General features: G+C 33.4%; 17 protein-coding genes. 8 read left to right on the top strand and 9 right to left on the bottom strand.

Going from position 1 to position 17,063, the window contains the following annotated elements; translation table 11 throughout:
- Positions 1-174 precede the first annotated feature (174 nt).
- The 3 genes from FND99_RS15355 to rny all read left to right on the top strand — a co-directional run bounded on the left by FND99_RS15355 (position 175) and on the right by rny (position 2,537).
- On the top strand, positions 175-465 hold the full coding sequence (locus tag FND99_RS15355; RefSeq protein WP_144338824.1) for a hypothetical protein: 291 nt from the start codon (positions 175-177) through the stop codon (positions 463-465).
- Between the two features lie 6 nt (positions 466-471).
- Entirely contained in the window at positions 472-765 is a 294-nt protein-coding gene (locus tag FND99_RS15350) for a cell division protein ZapA (protein WP_144338823.1), read from the top strand.
- 209 nt (positions 766-974) lie between these two features.
- Entirely contained in the window at positions 975-2,537 is a 1,563-nt protein-coding gene (gene rny / locus FND99_RS15345; protein ID WP_144338822.1) for a ribonuclease Y, read from the top strand.
- 78 nt (positions 2,538-2,615) lie between these two features.
- Here the strand turns inward: rny and FND99_RS15340 are convergent, their stop codons facing one another.
- From FND99_RS15340 to FND99_RS15320, 5 genes are all read right to left on the bottom strand, one after another.
- Positions 2,616-4,136: a PAS domain-containing sensor histidine kinase gene (locus FND99_RS15340; RefSeq protein ID WP_144338821.1), complete on the bottom strand. Its 1,521-nt coding sequence runs from the start codon at positions 4,134-4,136 to the stop codon at positions 2,616-2,618.
- Between the two features lie 143 nt (positions 4,137-4,279).
- On the bottom strand, positions 4,280-5,176 hold the full coding sequence (xerD, locus tag FND99_RS15335) for a site-specific tyrosine recombinase XerD (RefSeq protein WP_144338820.1): 897 nt from the start codon (positions 5,174-5,176) through the stop codon (positions 4,280-4,282).
- A gap of 96 nt (positions 5,177-5,272) precedes the next feature.
- Positions 5,273-5,857 carry a porin family protein gene (locus tag FND99_RS15330; protein ID WP_144338819.1) on the bottom strand — a complete coding sequence of 195 codons (585 nt, stop codon included), beginning with the start codon at positions 5,855-5,857 and terminating at the stop codon, positions 5,273-5,275.
- 158 nt (positions 5,858-6,015) lie between these two features.
- Positions 6,016-6,597 carry a porin family protein gene (locus FND99_RS15325; RefSeq protein ID WP_144338818.1) on the bottom strand — a complete coding sequence of 194 codons (582 nt, stop codon included), beginning with the start codon at positions 6,595-6,597 and terminating at the stop codon, positions 6,016-6,018.
- A gap of 152 nt (positions 6,598-6,749) precedes the next feature.
- Positions 6,750-7,253 carry an outer membrane beta-barrel protein gene (locus tag FND99_RS15320; RefSeq protein WP_144338817.1) on the bottom strand — a complete coding sequence of 168 codons (504 nt, stop codon included), beginning with the start codon at positions 7,251-7,253 and terminating at the stop codon, positions 6,750-6,752.
- Between the two features lie 280 nt (positions 7,254-7,533).
- On the opposite strand from FND99_RS15320, the gene FND99_RS15315 reads away from it, so the two are divergent.
- The 3 genes from FND99_RS15315 to FND99_RS15305 all read left to right on the top strand — a co-directional run bounded on the left by FND99_RS15315 (position 7,534) and on the right by FND99_RS15305 (position 11,363).
- Positions 7,534-8,100 (top strand): porin family protein, encoded by a 567-nt coding sequence (locus FND99_RS15315; RefSeq protein WP_144338816.1) that lies wholly within the window; start codon positions 7,534-7,536, stop codon positions 8,098-8,100.
- Between the two features lie 127 nt (positions 8,101-8,227).
- Entirely contained in the window at positions 8,228-8,641 is a 414-nt protein-coding gene (gene aroQ, locus FND99_RS15310; protein WP_066035150.1) for a type II 3-dehydroquinate dehydratase, read from the top strand.
- 232 nt (positions 8,642-8,873) lie between these two features.
- A complete protein-coding gene (locus FND99_RS15305; protein ID WP_144338815.1) occupies positions 8,874-11,363 on the top strand; it encodes a DUF5686 and carboxypeptidase regulatory-like domain-containing protein in 2,490 nt (829 codons plus the stop codon).
- A 242-nt stretch (positions 11,364-11,605) separates the two neighbouring features.
- On the opposite strand, the gene FND99_RS15300 is transcribed toward FND99_RS15305, so the two are convergent.
- The 4 genes from FND99_RS15300 to FND99_RS15285 all read right to left on the bottom strand — a co-directional run bounded on the left by FND99_RS15300 (position 11,606) and on the right by FND99_RS15285 (position 15,090).
- On the bottom strand, positions 11,606-12,484 hold the full coding sequence (locus FND99_RS15300) for a cation diffusion facilitator family transporter (RefSeq protein ID WP_144338814.1): 879 nt from the start codon (positions 12,482-12,484) through the stop codon (positions 11,606-11,608).
- Between the two features lie 87 nt (positions 12,485-12,571).
- Positions 12,572-13,885, bottom strand: a complete 1,314-nt coding sequence (gene murA, locus FND99_RS15295; RefSeq protein WP_144338813.1) for a UDP-N-acetylglucosamine 1-carboxyvinyltransferase — start codon at positions 13,883-13,885, stop codon at positions 12,572-12,574.
- A 185-nt stretch (positions 13,886-14,070) separates the two neighbouring features.
- Positions 14,071-14,790: a DUF4290 domain-containing protein gene (locus FND99_RS15290; protein WP_144338812.1), complete on the bottom strand. Its 720-nt coding sequence runs from the start codon at positions 14,788-14,790 to the stop codon at positions 14,071-14,073.
- 3 nt (positions 14,791-14,793) lie between these two features.
- Positions 14,794-15,090: a DUF493 family protein gene (locus FND99_RS15285; protein WP_066033683.1), complete on the bottom strand. Its 297-nt coding sequence runs from the start codon at positions 15,088-15,090 to the stop codon at positions 14,794-14,796.
- Between the two features lie 287 nt (positions 15,091-15,377).
- Here FND99_RS15285 and FND99_RS15280 point away from each other — a divergent pair, with 287 nt between their 5' ends.
- Together FND99_RS15280 and FND99_RS15275 are read left to right on the top strand one after the other, a co-directional pair.
- A complete protein-coding gene (locus tag FND99_RS15280; RefSeq protein WP_144338811.1) occupies positions 15,378-16,289 on the top strand; it encodes an alpha/beta hydrolase family protein in 912 nt (303 codons plus the stop codon).
- A 183-nt stretch (positions 16,290-16,472) separates the two neighbouring features.
- A complete protein-coding gene (locus FND99_RS15275) occupies positions 16,473-17,006 on the top strand; it encodes an AAA family ATPase (RefSeq protein ID WP_144338810.1) in 534 nt (177 codons plus the stop codon).
- The last annotated feature ends 57 nt before the right edge of the window (positions 17,007-17,063 follow it).

Here is a 17,063-nt window from a genome sequence, read left to right as displayed (position 1 = left end):
ACATTTTTGCTAAGGTAAAAAAATAAGAGGCAAAATCCGAGTATTTCGCTACAAAAATACAATTAACTGAATTTCATCTATTTGATTATTTTAACTGCAAAAAAATCGAGAAAAAATTGCATTAATAAAAAGGAATACTAACTTTGTATGATTAAGTAATGAATAGGATTTATAATGAGTGTAATTGCCGAAATAATTGATACTCTTGAATATAAAGTCGAGAAGCTTTTTGAGAAATCAAAAGGTTTGGAGAAAAACAATCAGGTATTACAATTAGAATTAGCCAAAGCTGTGCAAATTATCCAGAAACAATCTGAAGAAATTGAAGCTTTGAAGAAGCAATATGAAACACTTAAAATAGCCAATTCGTTGCTCGGCAGCGACAATAACAAGAGAGAGACAAAGCTTAAAATAAATTCATTAATTCGCGAAATTGATTACTGTATAGCACAACTATCAGATTAGTAAAACATGGACGGAAAGCTTAGAATCAAAATATCAATTGCAGACAGAGTTTACCCTTTAACGGTTGAACCAGCTCAGGAAGAAGGACTTAGAAGTGCTTCTAAGAAAATTGATGCCATGATTAAGCAATTCGAAGAAAATTACGCAGTTCGTGACAAACAAGATGTATTGGCTATGTGTGCATTGCAATTTGCATCACAAGTTGAACAAAAACAAATTGATAACGCAATAGATGGCGAAGAAACCATCGAACGAATTAAAAAATTAAATTCGCTATTAGATCAATATCTCGAAAATTAAACGTTCTTTACAGAAACTAAGATACTGCCTACATTAGTTCACATTTGGTAAACTCAACACTAACAATTTAGAATGAGCGAATCGTCACTACTATAGTATGCCCTCCTTTTGGCTGGGAAACTTGAACAGTGAGTTAGCTCAAAACTTGTCTTTACGAGTTTATACAAGCAATTAATGTAGGCTTTTTTTATATATAAATTTTAACAAACATGGACATAATAACGATCATTATTTCAGGGATTGTGGGGATTGCAGTAGGTTTTGCAATTGCTAAAATCATCGAAAAAAGCAATATTTCTAATCTAATCAAAAACGCTAAAAAAGAGGCCGCTTCTATTTTAAAAGATGCCAATTTAGAAGCTGAAAATATTAAAAAAGACAAAATTCTTCAAGCAAAGGAGCGTTTTATCGAATTAAAATCAGAGCACGAACAAGTTATTTTAGCTAGAGACAAAAAAGTAGCTGAAGTAGAGAAACGCGTGCGCGATAAAGAATCTCAGGTTTCAAATGAACTTTCTAAAGCTAAAAAAGTAAACGACGATTTTGAAGCTAAAACTCAAGAATACAACAATAAAATTGAGGTTTTAGATAAAAAACAAGCTGAAGTTGACAAACTTCACAAAAGTCAGCTACAACAGTTAGAAGTAATTTCAGGACTTTCTGCAGAAGAAGCAAAAGAACAATTAGTTGAAGGATTAAAAGCCGAAGCTAAAAGCAAGGCTATGTCGCATATTCAAGATACAATTGAAGAAGCTAAACTTACTGCACAGCAAGAAGCTAAAAAAATCATCATCAATACTATTCAAAGAGTTGGTACAGAGGAAGCAGTTGAAAATTGCGTTTCTGTTTTTAACATTGAATCTGACGATGTAAAAGGTAGAATTATTGGTCGTGAAGGACGTAATATTAGAGCTTTAGAAGCTGCGACAGGAGTTGAAATTATTGTTGATGATACCCCAGAAGCAATTATCCTTTCTTGTTTTGATCCGGTTCGAAGAGAAATCGCACGTTTATCTTTACACAAATTAGTAACTGACGGACGTATTCACCCTGCAAGAATCGAGGAAGTTGTTGCAAAAACAGCGAAACAAATTGACGACGAAATTATCGAAGTTGGTAAACGTACTGTAATCGACTTAGGAATTCACGGATTGCATCCTGAATTGATTAAAGTTGTAGGTAGAATGAAGTACCGTTCTTCGTACGGACAAAACTTATTGCAACACTCTAGAGAAGTTTCTAAACTTTGTGGTATCATGGCTGCAGAATTAGGATTAAACGTAAAACTAGCTAAAAGAGCAGGTTTATTGCACGATATTGGTAAAGTGCCAGATACAGAAAGTGATTTACCACACGCATTATTAGGTATGCAATGGGCTGAAAAATATGGTGAGAAAGAAGAGGTTTGCAACGCAATTGGAGCTCACCACGACGAGATCGAAATGAAATCATTATTATCTCCAATTATTCAGGTTTGTGATGCTATTTCTGGAGCACGTCCAGGCGCTAGACGTCAAGTATTAGATTCATACATCCAACGTTTGAAAGATCTTGAAGATGTTGCTTACGGATTCAGTGGTGTAAAAAATGCATATGCAATTCAGGCTGGTAGAGAACTTCGTGTAATTGTAGAAAGTGAAAAAGTTTCTGATGATAATGCTGCAAACCTATCATTTGAAATTTCACAAAAAATTCAAACAGAAATGACTTATCCAGGTCAAGTAAAAGTAACTGTAATTAGAGAAACAAGAGCAGTTAATATCGCTAAGTAATTTCTCTTTAAATAAAAAAACAAAGGCTATCTTTTCAGATAGCCTTTGTTTTTTTATTTATATTTCGCTAAAAACGAATTATAGATCTCCAAATATAATTTTAAAACTAGTTCCTACTCCTACTTCACTTTCGACTTGAATAGTTCCTTTCATCGCTTCAATCTGATTTCGGGTGATATAAAGACCAATTCCGCGTGCATCTTCATGTTTATGAAATGTTTTATACATTCCGAATAAAAGATCGCCATGAACCGCTAAATCGATCCCAAGGCCATTGTCAGTAATTTTTAATGATTTATAACCATCTGGTTCAATCGCAAAATCAAAAACAATTAAAGGATCACGATCTGGGTGCGCATATTTAATCGCATTTGTTGTAAAATTCAGCAAAACACTTTCAAGATAAGCGGGATTAAAATTGATCGTCAAATAATTAGGAACATTATTTACAATCGTCACATGTTTTTGTTTGTCAAAGCCTTTTATTGTGGCAATTGTTTTTTCAATGTATTCACACAGTTTTAAAGGAACGACAGCAATATTTATATTGCTTTGTGTTTTTACAATTTGAGTCAAATTCGAAATTGTATCATTCAAATCATTTGAAACCGTTCTTAAATGAACCAACATTTCGCTTACAGTTTGCTTGTCAACATCGGCATCAATAAAATCCAATATTGATTTAATATTGCCAGCCTGCGTGTTCAAATTATGTGAAACTATATGCGAAAAATTCAGTAAGCGGCTGTTTTGATCGCTATACAATTTCATGGTTTTTAAAAGTTCGAGTTCTTTTTCTTTCTGCAAAGAAACATCTGTGTGTGTTCCTATAACTCGCAGAGGTTTTCCGTTTTCGTCGCGTTTTATAACTTTTCCACGATCCAGAATCCATTTATAATTTCCGCTTGAAGTCATTACACGATGGTAATTCTCGTAATACGGAATTTTATTGTCAAAATGCTCGTGAATATCCGAATAATACTTTGGCAAATCGTCTGGATGAACAATTTTATCCCATCGCTCAGGATCATCAAAAATATCAGTAGATTCTAATTCCAAAATTTTAAGAGAAAGAGACGAATAAAAAACCTGATTTGTCACCATATCCCAATCCCAAATTCCAACTGTAGAAGCGTCCAATGCAAATTGAAAACGTTCCTCAGAAATGCGCAGTCGTTCTTCTTTATCTTTCAAATCTGTAATATCAGAAACATGGCCAAAAAAACTCACACTCCCATTTGGAGACAACTCAGTTTTTGAAGCCACTTTAAACCAGCGAAGCCCTTTTTTAGGCAAAACTGCTCTAAACTCCAATTCCCAAGGTTTTATTTCCTTTCGGGCTTTAACCAATGATTGAAAAAACAAATCTCGATCCTGCGGAAATATTCTATCGTAAATAATGAATTTGATGTCATTTGTAAATTCTTTTGCTGAAATTTCAAAAATCTCATCGGCAGATTTACTGACGAGCGGGAAGGAATAATTATTATTGTTATCGATTACAAACTGAAAAAGTAAATCAGGCATTTCAGCCAACAATTTTTTGTAAAAATTATTCACCTCCAGGCAATCTTCATTTCCATATAAATCAAAAACCATATAATAACATTTATGCAAATTGGGTCTATTTTAACCTCAAAAATCGAGAAACGTGCAGTTCGTCGATTTTATTTGCTTTTAGTAGAAATTATCATACAATATATTAATTTTTGAGATAAAATTTAACTTTTGGGCGAAAAAAATTAACGTCGAGGATGAAAAGAATGCATCACTTCTTTTAAAAAACTTCGGTCCAAATGCACATAAATTTCAGTTGTCGTGATGGATTCATGTCCCAACATTAATTGAATAGATCTCAAGTCGGCACCATTTTCTAAAAGATGTGTCGCAAATGAATGTCGGAGCGTATGTGGACTAATATTTTTATGAAGACCAATTTTGACGGCCAAATCTTTTATAATAGTAAAAATCATAGCACGCGTAAGCTGATTTCCTCTTCGGTTTAGAAACAAAGTATCCTCGCATCCTTTTTTAACATTTAAATGCGGACGTACCTCATCTTTATAAATCTCGATATATTTTTTCGTCAATTTGCCAATAGGCACGAAACGCTCTTTGTTTCCTTTTCCGGTAATTTTTATAAAACCTTCGTCAAAAAACAAATCTGAAATTTTTAATGTAACCAATTCCGAGACGCGAAGCCCGCAGCCGTATAAAGTCTCCAACATTGCTCTGTTTCGTTCTCCTTCATTCGAACTTAAATCAATTGCTGCGATAAGTGCATCGATTTCATCAACAGATAAAGTGTCCGGAAGTTTTCGTCCAGTTTTTGGACTCTCGATTAATTCCAAAGGATTATCATTTCGATAGTCTTCAAAAATCAAATAATTAAAAAAACTTTTTATGCCCGAAATTATTCTTGCCTGCGAACGTGGATTCACCTCTTTTGCTACCGAATAAATAAACTGCTGCAAAGTTTCATCTGAAATTTTTAGCGGCGAAACCTCTATTTTATTTTGTTCCAAAAAAAGACATAAACGTTCTATATCAAAGCCATAATTATCAATTGTATTTTTAGACAAACCGCGTTCGATTCGCAAATACGATTGATAATCTTTTATATATCGGTTCCAATTCATAGTTACAAAGTAAACATTTTTAGACGTAAAAATATTTCATACAATGAGATAAAAAAACCTTTCTCAAAGAAGAAAGGTTTTACAATTATTAAATATTCAATTTAATTTATATCCAAAAGCTAAAGAAAACACATTGTTTTTAATTTTATAACTATCATCTTCAATATGAAAATCCACGGCATTTGACAAACCTATGTTATAACGGAGATCTACAGAACAATATTCCAGAAAATTATAACCAATACCAAAAGCCAAACCAAAATCGACAGTTTTAACATGATCCGTAATGTTTATACCATTTTCTTCGGCATGCATTAAAAAACCAATTTGCGGACCTGCCTGAACATTTAATCCATCAATAACGAAATATTTAGCCAAAATAGGCAAATTCAAATAAGCCAATTTAATATCATCATTGTAAGCTATACCATCCTTTATAAATTCATTTTTCACTCCGTGAGTTGAGTATAAAAGTTCAGGTTGAATAGCAAATTTTTCATCTGTTTTAATTTCCGAAAAAACACCAACCTGATACCCTATTAAAGTTTCATTTTCATGGGAGTCACCAGAGCTATTTGGAAAATTAACACCTCCTTTAATCCCAAATCTACTTCCCGTTGCTTGAGCATTTGCAAAACTAAATGCCATAACTACAAGAGCAGATAAAATAATTTTCTTCATCCTAATTTGATTTTTTTGTGCGGTTAAATTAATTAATCAAATATAAAAATATACCTATTAAATATTCCCATTTTTTTTATTAAATAAAATTAAAGCACCACTATATGCGCATAAAAAAGCCCCCTAAAAAAGGAGGCTTTTGAAAATCTATTTTGATATTATTTGAATTTATAAGCTAAAGAAAGCTGTAAGTTGCTATTTTTTGTGCTATCATAATAATCACTAAAATCTACGTAATCACGGTCATATATTCCAGAAAGACCAACGGTGTAACGCAGGCCAACAGAAAAATTGTCTGTAAAATTATAACCTGCACCAAAGTTAAATCCGTAATCTGCAGTTTTGTAAGCATCTTTAATATCTCTGCTTTCATTTTTAGCCGAAACTAAAAATCCAATTTGCGGACCTGATTCAACAGTAAATTTTTTCGTAACATAAAATTTAGCCAAAACAGGAACATTAATATAATTCAATTTATAAGCCCCACTATCTTTTCCACCGCCGTCCATATTATATCTGGCACCTTGAGTAGAAAACAAAAGCTCTGGCTGAATAGCTAATCTTTCAATAATTTTAATTTCGGCAAACCCTCCAATATGGAAACCAGCCTTGAGATTGGTATCAAAATCACCCGTAAAATTGGCAAGATTAAGACCTCCTTTTACTCCAAACCTAGTTTCCTGAGCATTACTGAATGCAAAAGCCATCAATGCAATGGTAGATAAAATAATTTTTTTCATTCTAATTTGTTTTGGGTTAAAATTTAACTGACCAAATATAAAGCTATACCTACTAAAAATCAATTAGTTTTTTAACAAATAAATTAGTACTATAAAAAAGCCCTTCTCAAAAATGAGAAAGGCCCAACAATTAACTAAATATTATTTCTTTTTTAGAAGTGCAATGCAAATCCAACATTGAATTGGAAAAAGCTTTTTGCATAATCATCATTTGTAGTTATGTTATATCTTACGCCTGGCTCAACAGAAACATTTTTTGCAACAAACCAAGCATACCCTCCTTGCAAACCAACAAAAGAAGGATTGTGATCAACATCTTTAATGCTAACTCCCGTATAAGAAGCTTCAAGAGGAAATTTATTTAGTAAATAATATTTTGCACCTACTTTATACGAAAAGATATTACTATGTCCATTATCTCCATAGCCTAAACCTAACTTCACAGCTAAATTGTTCGCTACAAAATAACCTCCCTCAGCACCCACGTTCCAATCAGTTTCGCCATCAGAAGACGATAAACTAAAAGCAGTATTTCCAGTTTGTGCACCAAAAGCTGTATTAGCTTCAATTAACCATTTTCCTTTTGCCGTTTGTTCTTGTGCATTTGCAAAACCAAAAGTCATTACCGCAATAGCGCCTAAAATAATTTTTTTCATGATTTTTATTTTTAATTACTAGAACAAAGTAAAAATTTACGTACAAAATTTTAGCAATTAAAAAGTCAGAAAAATATAATAATAAGACACAAATTTCCTGCAAAAAAGCATTGGTTTACAAATTGTTAAATCATAAAAAGTACAAAACAAATAATTTCAGCCTCAAGAAAAGTGAGAATTTTAATATTTATTTAAAGCGTTATATAAAACAATAAATCATAAATAATGTAGTTTTGAACTATAGATAACATATAAAATACCAATTTTTAAAAACATTTTTATGAAGAAATTATTTTTAGCAGCTGTAATGTTCTTGGCAGCATCAACTGCAATACACGCACAATTATTAAAAATCGGGGTTAAAGCTGGGGTTAACTTTGCGAGCCAGCCTGGTGATGCAACATTAAATGGTGTAGCGTTTGATAAAGATGGAATAACAAGTTTTCATGCTGGTCTAGTTGCAGAAGTAAAATTATTAGAAAAATTCGCAATCCAGCCAGAGCTTTTGTATTCTACACAAGGAGCAACTTATAAATTTGCCGATGCTCAACAAGACTTTAAAAATGAATTAGCCTATTTATCTATTCCAGTAATGGCAAAAATCTATATGACAAAATCATTAAGCTTAGAAGTTGGTCCACAAGCTTCATTTTTATTAAGCCAAAAAAATGATGTTCGATTCGACGACGCTAACACATTTGATTTTGCTCTTAACGCAGGTTTAGGATTGAAAATTACAGAAAGCATTTTTGTTCAAGGACGTTATAGCCTTGGATTAACAGATGCTTCTCCACATGCAGATATTAGAAACTCAGTAGTACAGCTTTCTGCTGGATTCATGTTCTAAAATAATATCACATACTTTTACAAAAACCGCTCTGTTTATTCGTGCGGTTTTTTTTATTTTTACAAAGTTCAATGACAATTGCAAGAATCAATAGCAATGTCAATCTCTCAAAACAAAAAATACACTTATGAAAATCTGCATTATCAACGGACCCAATTTGAATCTTTTAGGAAAACGTGAACCAGAAGTTTACGGAAGTCAGACTTTTGAAGATTATTTTGAAACGTTGAAACAAAAATTTCCAAATATTGAACTTTCGTACTATCAAAGCAATATTGAAGGCGAATTAATTGGCAAAATTCAGGAAGTGGGTTTTTCATTTGACGGAATTATTTTAAATGCAGGTGCTTACACACACACTTCTATTGGCTTGGGCGATGCAATGAAAGCCGTGACAACTCCAGTTATTGAGGTTCATATTTCAAACACTTACGCTCGAGAAAGTTTTAGACATCAATCGTATTTATCAGGAAATGCAAAAGGTGTTATTTTAGGTTTCGGACTTAAAAGTTACGAATTAGCGATTCAATCTTTTTTGTAAAATTTTATTTGTTCTCGCAGATTTTGCAGATCAAAGAGATTTTATTGCAATGTAAAGATGTAAAAAGAAATCTGCTCAATTTGCTAAATCTGCGAGAGACAAAAAATATTAATCTTTTAGAACTTCAACTCTAAAAAGAAGAGATTCGCTTTGAATATATCCGTCACAATTTAACAAATTATTAATAGGCTCAGATTCAAGTTATTCTATTTTTGTAAGATAAACCACTTACATGAGAAACTTTACTTTATTTGCCTTTTTATTATTTTCGATTGCAAACTTTGCACAAATCAAAGGAACTATAACTGACGAAAAAGGAAATCCGTTGCCATTTGTTTCCGTTTTTGAAGAAAACACATATACCGGAACAACTTCAAATGAACAAGGAAAATACCAATTGAACGTAAAAGAAATTGGTAAAAACAAAATCATTTTTCAATATCTCGGTTATAAAACACAAAAAATAGCCGTTTCTTCAGATTCTAAAAATAGTGTTCTGGATGTTAAAATGCTCGAAGAAAGTTTCGCCCTAAACGAAGTTGTCATTGACCCAAAAAATAATCCTGCCGACGCGATTATTAAAAGTGCCATTGCAAACAAAAAAGACAACTCGGATAAAACAGGTCGATATACTGCCGATTTTTATTCGAAAGGAATGTTCAAAGTGAAAGATCTTCCCAAAAAATTTCTTGGCCAAAAAGTAGATCTTGGCGAAGATATGGCGTCAAACTTAGATTCGACAGGAACCGGAATTCTGTACTTATCTGAAACAGTTTCGAAAATCACATTTGAAAAACCTGATAAACTCAAAGAGAAAATTATTGCTTCAAAAATCTCAGGAAACGACAAAGGATACAGCTACAACACAGCCGCTTTATCAACTTATGATTTTTATGACAATACCTTAGATTTCGACATCAAACTCATCTCTCCTATTGCCGATAATGCTTTCAGTTATTACAAATACAAATTAGAAGGCACTTTTTTTGACGACAACAATCAGCAAATCAACAAGATTAAAGTTACTCCAAAACGAGATAAGGAGCCCGTTTTTGAAGGTTATATTTATATCGTTGACGATCGTTTTGCTATTTACGCGGTTGATCTTGATATAAAAGGCTACCGAATGAAAAATGAATTTACTGAAATAATGACTCTAAAGCAGAGTTTCAGTTACAATAAAATTCAAAAACTATGGACAAAAAATGCTCAAACCCTATCTTTTACTGCAGGCATTTTTAAAATAAAATTTTCGGGAACTTTTAATTATGTGTATTCAAATTATGAGTTTCCTGCAGCTTTCGCAAGGAAAACTTTTGGTAACGAAATTGTTGCTTTTGAGCCAAATGCCAACAAAAAAGATGATACGTTCTGGAATGAAATTCGGCCAATTCCGCTAACAATCGAGGAAAGCACGGATTATACAAAAAAAGACAGCTTGCTGACTATTCGAAAATCACAAAAATACACAGACTCCATTGATGCCAAAAACAATAAATTCAAAGTTTGGGATATTTTGATGGGATATGATTACAAAAACACATTCAAAAGTTATTCTTTTAACTATAAAGGGTTATTAAATATCAGTTCATTGAGTTTTAATACAGTTCAGGGCTTTAATTTAGATTCGGGTTTTTCATTTAAAAAATGGAATGAAGAGAAAGGAAAAAGCACTTCAATAAGCAGTACTTTTAATTATGGCTTTTCTGATGATCAATTGCGAGTTGTGGGTGATTTCAGTCATCAATTCAATACGATAAATTATGCTACAATTTGGGTTTCGGGAGGAACAAAAACAGCGCAGTTCAATAGTGCCGAACCTATTACAAAATTTGTCAATTCGATAGCTTCTTTGTTTTTCAAAGATAATTATATGAAATTGTACAACTTGGAATTCGCTCAAATTAACTACAGCCAAGATGTTGCAAACGGCATTAATCTAAGTGCGAAAATTGGTTATGAACAGCGAAAACCTTTGTTCAACACCACGGATTATTCTTTCTTTAAAAAAGATGATATTTATTCGTCAAATAATCCTTTGGCGCCAAATGATTTTACGACTCCAGCTTTTGATCAGCATCATTTATTTAAAACAGCATTGACGGCGCGAATTAATTTTGGGAATAAATATATTTCGAGACCTACTGAACGCTTCAATATTAAAAACGAAAAATACCCAACTGTTTATTTAGTTTTCGAAAAAGCTTTTGCAGCAAGTGAAAAAAAATACGAATTCGAAAGACTTGGAGCTTCTATTCAATATGATTTATCATTAGGAAACAAAGGAATTCTGGGTACAAATTTCAGAGCTGGAAAATTCTATAATGCCGAAAATATTGCTTTTATGGATTACAGACATTTTAATGGAAATCAAACTCACATTGGAACCTCTGAACGTTATTTGAATGTTTTTAATTTAATGCCTTACTATTCGAATTCTACAAACGACAGTTATTTTGAAATGCATTTAGAACACAACGACATGGGATTTGTAACCAATAAAATCCCACTGATCAATCTCCTGAAATCGACAATGAATATTGGATTTCATGCTTTGGCAATTCCGGACAGAAAACCTTATTCCGAATTTACAGTTGGTTTAGATAATCTAGGTTTCGGGAAATTCAAAGTTTTCCGAATTGATTATGTTCATTCTTATCAAGGCGGAATGCAGCAAAATGGCGTTGTTTTTGGGCTGAAGATTTTGAATGTATTAGACTAAGGTGCTAAGGTTCTAAGATACTAAGGTGCTAAGTTTTTTTCTTATGGATAATAAATCGTGATATCAAAATCATAAAAAAATCCGCTTAATCTGCATGAAACCAGATTGCATTAAGCGGATTTTTTTATTTTCGAAGTTTAATATTCTTTGTGCGGGCTTCGACTTCGCTCAGCCTGACAGAGATTAGAAATAGCTTCCTAAAAGAAAACTTAGAACCTTAGTATCTTAGAATCTTAGAACCTCTAAGAATGATAATCATCTGGTTCGATATGGATCAAAACATTTCCTAATTGCGGAATTTGTTCTTTTAGGGTATCTTGCAATTTGTGTGATAAATCATGCCCTTCTTTAACAGAAATATTTGCAGAAACTATTGCATGAAGATCGACGTGATAACGCATTCCAGCTTTTCGGATAAAGCATTTTTCTGTCCCAAGGATACCTGGAACTGTCAAGGCAACAACACGAATTTCTTCGACTAAATCATCATTTAAGTTTTCGTCCATAATTTCGCCAAGTGCCGGTCTGAAGATTTTGTAGCTATTATAAAGAATAAAAAAAGCAGCAAAAAGCGCAGCCCAATCATCTGCAGATTCATAGCCTTTTCCCATAAATAAGGCTATCGAAATCCCGATAAACGCCGCAACAGAAGTTATCGCATCGCTTCGATGATGCCATGCGTCGGCCGCTAATGCGGAACTGTTTGTTTGCTTGCTTCGTTTCATAACAACACGAAACGAATATTCTTTCCAAACAATTATCGCTCCTAAAACATATAAAGTCCAAGATTTTGGCAAATCATGCGAAGTGCCAATATTGGCAATACTTTCATAACCAATAATAGTTGCTGAAGTAATTAAAAACCCAACAACTAAAAATGTAATTAAAGGTTCTGCACGGCCATGTCCATAAGGATGATTTTCATCGGCCGGTTTATTAGAATACCTGATTCCGAATAAAACCAGACAAGACGAAAATATATCCGTTGTCGATTCGATCGCATCGGCAATCAAGGCATAAGAATTGCCAAAAAAACCTGCGAGACCTTTTACAAGGGCCAGGCAGGTATTTCCAACTATACTAAAGATAGTAGCTTTTACAGCTTTTTGTTCATCTGTCATGTAGACTATTTTTTTTCGCCAATAATTCACAAATTTAGATCCCCACAGATTATCAAATATAATTCGTGAATTTGTGGCTACCTATTTTTATGCTCTTACGATTTTTGCGCCAATTGCTCTTAAACGCTCGTCAATACGCTCGTATCCACGATCAATTTGTTCAATGTTTTGAATTGTACTTGTTCCTTTTGCAGAAAGCGCCGCGATTAATAATGAAATTCCCGCACGAATATCAGGAGAAGACATTGTAGTTGCTTTCAATTGAGATTCAAAATTATGTCCCATTACCACAGCTCTATGCGGGTCACATAACATGATTTTTGCTCCCATATCGATTAGTTTATCTACGAAAAACAAACGGCTTTCGAACATTTTTTGGTGAATCAAAACGTCGCCTTTTGCTTGCGTTGCTACAACTAAAACAATACTTAATAAGTCAGGCGTAAATCCTGGCCATGGTGCATCGGCAATTGTTAGAATAGAACCGTCGATATCCGTTTTAACTTCATATCCATCTTTATGAGCAGGAATATAAATATCGTCATTACGTTTCTCAACTGTAATTCCAAGTTTTCTAAAAGTATTTGGAATCAAACCTAAGTTCTCCCAGCTTACATTTTTGATCGTGATTTCGCTTTTTGTCATAGCCGCAAGACCAATCCAAGAACCAATTTCGATCATATCAGGAAGAATTCTGTGCTCGCAACCTCCAAGACTTTCAACACCCTCGATAGTCAACAAGTTTGATCCAACTCCTGTAATTTTAGCTCCCATAGAGTTCAACATTTTACATAACTGCTGTAAATAAGGTTCGCAAGCAGCGTTGTAAACTGTAGTTGTTCCTTTTGCTAAAACTGCAGCCATTACAATATTTGCAGTTCCTGTTACAGAAGCTTCGTCAAGAAGCATATCTGTTCCTTTAAGACCTTCTTTAGGAGTTTCTACTCCATAAAAATGATCTTCTCTGTTATATCTAAATTTTGCTCCAAGGTTGATAAAACCTTCAAAGTGTGTATCTAATCTACGACGACCAATTTTATCTCCACCCGGTTTTGGAATATATCCTTTTCCGAAACGAGCCAAAAGCGGTCCAACAATCATAATAGAACCGCGAAGCGCTCCACCTTCTTTTTTGAAAGCTTCAGTTTCTAAATATCCAACGTTAACCTCATCGGCTTGAAATGTAATTGAACCTGGTTCATTGCGTTGAATTTTCACCCCTAAATTTCCCAACAAAGTGATTAATTTATTGATGTCTATAATATCAGGAATGTTATTAATTTTTACTTTCTCTCCTGTTAGAAGCACGGCACATAAAATTTGTAATGCCTCGTTTTTTGCTCCTTGCGGAGTGATTTCTCCTTTTAAAGGAGTTCCTCCTTCGATTTTAAAAATTCCCATAGATCTTTTTTAAGGTTCTGAGGTTCTGAGATTCTAAGGTTCTAAGCTAAAAATCTTAGCTTTTTAATTCCTTAACTTCTTAGCTCCTTTTTATTGCTTTGTTTTTGTTTTATTTGGTACTGAGATTCTGAGGTTCTAAGGTGAAAATCTTAGCATCTTAGTTCCTTAGCATCTTAGCCTCTTTTTTATTTCTGATTATTGTTTTTTTGAAAAGGTTTTTTACCGCCTTTATTATTGTTTTTGTTGCTCTGAATTTTTGCTTGTCCGCCTTGAGTTGTTTTGTTTGACACACGTTTATTAGTACGCATTAAGTCAGTTGTATTCAAAAGTTCCTCAGTACTTTGCAATAAATTGATTTTCCCTCCAGACAATTCATATAAATGCTCAAAAATCACATCGTCTTTTACTGTGTCTTTGTTCCAGCTCAAGAAAGATTTTTTCATATGATTGGCAATGACCAATACAAGCGCATTTTTCATTTCCCCTTCTTCCCATTTATTAGCCACATCAATCATGTATTTGATGTTATTGCCATAAAATCTGTATTTTGGGAAGTTCTGCGGATATTGCAATGCGTCTGGTTTCAACTCTAAAACTTCTCTTGAAGGAATTGGATACGGAGACTCAACATTCAATTTGAAATCAGACATAATAAAAAGCTGATCCCATAATTTATGCTGAAAATCAGGAACATCGCGTAAATGCGGATTCAAGCTTCCCATAACCTGAATAATGTATTTTGCCGCTTTGTTGCGCGTTTCATCATCTTCGATTGCGGTAGCCTGATCAATCAGTTTTTGCAAATGACGACCATACTCCGGAATTATCAATCGTTGTCTTTCAGAATTATATTCCAAGTTATAAACAACGTCACTTGCCGCTTCTTTTTTATATTTTTCGATCATAAGTTATAATGAAACTATACCTTCTATTGTAGATACTTCTTTGTATTTACTAATCACATCGTCTGAGCTGTGCATAGTAACATCAACAGAAACGCTGGTAAATTTACCTGTTTTAGATTTTGTTGTTTTAATAACTGCGCCCATTCGGTCAAAAGCTTTTTCAACACGCTCTACATTATCAGCAACAGATGGCACAATAAATTTATATAAATATTCTGCTGGCCAAGTGTTTGCATTATCAAGCTCTACTTTTAGTCTTTCGTAAAATTCGGCTGTATTTTTTTCTTTATCGTTCTCCATTCGTAATTAAAAATAAACGCAAATATACGGTTTTGATTTCAGATTTCAGATTTTAGATTTTAGATTTTTTCTACTCAAAAAAACACTGTTTTTTTGCCACGAATTTCACGAATTTACGCTAATTATAATACTGTAAATCTCTTTCTTAAATTTCACCAATTTTTTGATGGCTTTTAAAATTTAAATTTGCGGAAATTCGTGAAATTCGTGGCAAAACTTTATATTTGAAATAATTTGCCAATTTGCTCCCGATAATTATCGGGATTGCGAGATTAAAACACATTACAATGAAAAAACTTCTTTTATTTCTTATCGTCCTTTTATCCAACAACATTCAAGCACAAGAAGTCAAAACCTTAACTTATTTCCAAAATGACACTATAAAATTGGATTTAGATTTATATCTGCCAAAGAAAAAATCTAACGAAAAAATTCCGCTGATTATGTTTGCTTTTGGTGGCGGATTTTCTGGCGGAGAACGTACGAGCGAAAAAGAATTCGGTAAATTCATGGCCGAAAACGGTTATGCCGTTGCCAGCATTTCATACAGTTTATATATGAAAGGAAAAGATTTTGGATGCAAAGGAACTTTAACCGAAAAAATAAAAGCGATTCAAATTGGTGTAAGCGATATGTGGCAGGCGACTTCATTTTTAATTGAAAATGAAGACAAATATAATCTTGATACGTCAAAAATATTTATTTCCGGAATTAGTGCAGGTGCCGAAATTGGTTTCCACGCTTCGTTTTGGGATTACAAATTAATGAATTTATACAAAAGCAATCTGCCGGAAAACTTCAAATACAAGGGTTTCATAGGAGGCTCGGGCGCAATTCAGGATATTAATATGATTACAAAAGAAAAAGCAATTCCGATGTTATTAGCCCATGGAAGCAGCGACGAAACTGTTCCTTATAGTGCAGGTTCACATCGTTCTTGTCCAACCAATGCTTCGGGCTGGCTGATTCTTTTTGGATCATATGCGGTTTACAACCAAATGAAAGATTTACATAAAGACATCGAATTGATTACTTTTTGCGGAGGCGGACATGAATTCTCCGGTTATCTTTTTCATGACGGACAGCAATATGTTCTAGATTTTGTGAATGATGTCTTAAAAGGAAAGAAATTTGAATCGCATTTGATTGTTCCTTCTAAAAATGGGAAGAGCTCTGGGAAATATTCTTTTTGCGAATAACTCACATAAAACCATCTACGCTTAAACTGGACTGAAGTCCAGTTTACACCAATATTTTAGCGAACCAATAAACCCAAGAACACACGACCATTTCATCCAAAAATGCCAAATTTTTCGCTTCTGACAAATATTCTTTTTAATTATGAATAAGTTTAGGTAAATTTGCCCTTTATTTTTAGAATAGTGCAAAAAGAAATCATAGTTCTCATTGGCGGTCCTGGTACGGGAAAATCTACACTTATCAACGAATTAGTAGCTCGTGGCTATTGTTGTTACCCTGAAATTTCTAGAGAAGTTACACTCGAAGCTCAAAAAAGAGGTATCGAGCAATTGTTCTTGGAACAGCCTTTATTGTTTAGCGAAATGCTTTTAGAAGGACGTATTCAGCAATTTGAAAACGCTCAAAAAGAACCAGATGACGTAGTTTTCATCGATCGTGGAATTCCTGATGTTGTTGCATATATGGATTATATTGGCGATGAATATCCCGAACATTTCACAAAAGCATGCGAGGATTTCAAATATTCTAAAACTTTTATTTTACCGCCATGGGAAGAAATTTATCAGAGCGACACAGAACGTTATGAAAATTTCGAACAAGCATTGACAATTCAGAAACACTTAATTGAAACGTACAAGAAATACGGCTACAATTTAATTGAGGTTCCTAAAGATACGGTTGAAAACAGAATTCTTTATATCTTAGACAAAATTTAGCGGCCCGGTTTAAAGTTGCAAAACTAGAAACTGATTTCTAAATTTTTAACTTTAACA

The sequence above is a fragment of the Flavobacterium daemonense genome, assembly GCF_007341385.1.
Classification (GTDB): Bacteria; Bacteroidota; Bacteroidia; order Flavobacteriales; family Flavobacteriaceae; genus Flavobacterium; species Flavobacterium daemonense.
The sequence above is the reverse complement of the archived record's forward strand: the minus strand, read 5'-3'. Positions and strand labels throughout refer to the sequence as shown.